1 protein-coding gene is annotated in these 455 nt (G+C 70.3%); it reads right to left on the bottom strand.

Annotated elements, in window-relative coordinates; genetic code table 11:
* The coding region (locus A985_RS27580) for a DUF3613 domain-containing protein (protein WP_157211473.1) at window positions 1–455 on the bottom strand (455 nt) is incomplete at both ends.

Below are 455 nucleotides of genomic sequence, written 5' to 3'. Positions count from 1 at the left end.
GGGGCGGGCGCAGCCCCCGCGCTCCCCCCGCCATTGTTGCCGGTCCCCGTATCGCCCTGGACGATCGCCGGATAGAACTGAGGAATCGGATACGTGAAGCTATCCAGATAGCGCTTGTAGGCACGCGACGCCGTTGAGCCGAGCATCGGCAGCCCCGGCCCGGCGGCCAGGTTGCCCGCCTGCAGCGCGAGCAACGCTTCGGTTTCGTCGCCGAGCATTCCGTCGTGGGCATGCTCGCCGACACGCAGTGCCGTATCGCGCCGAACGACGTTGCGCGGCACGCGCCTCGCTTGTTCTGCAGGCGCTGCCGCCGTTTGCGCTGCGGGGGTTGCCGAGACAGCCGGTGCCGGCGCGGCGACATTGCGTGCGTCAGCGCCGCCCATCGATCCCGTGATCGGCGCATTGAGTTGCGCCGCGACCGCGCCCGCCCAAAGCGTGAGCACGGCGGCAACGAG

This window comes from Pandoraea sp. B-6 (genome assembly GCF_000282835.1).
GTDB lineage: Bacteria > Pseudomonadota > Gammaproteobacteria > Burkholderiales > Burkholderiaceae > Pandoraea > Pandoraea cepalis.
The sequence above is the reverse complement of the archived record's forward strand: the minus strand, read 5'-3'. Positions and strand labels throughout refer to the sequence as shown.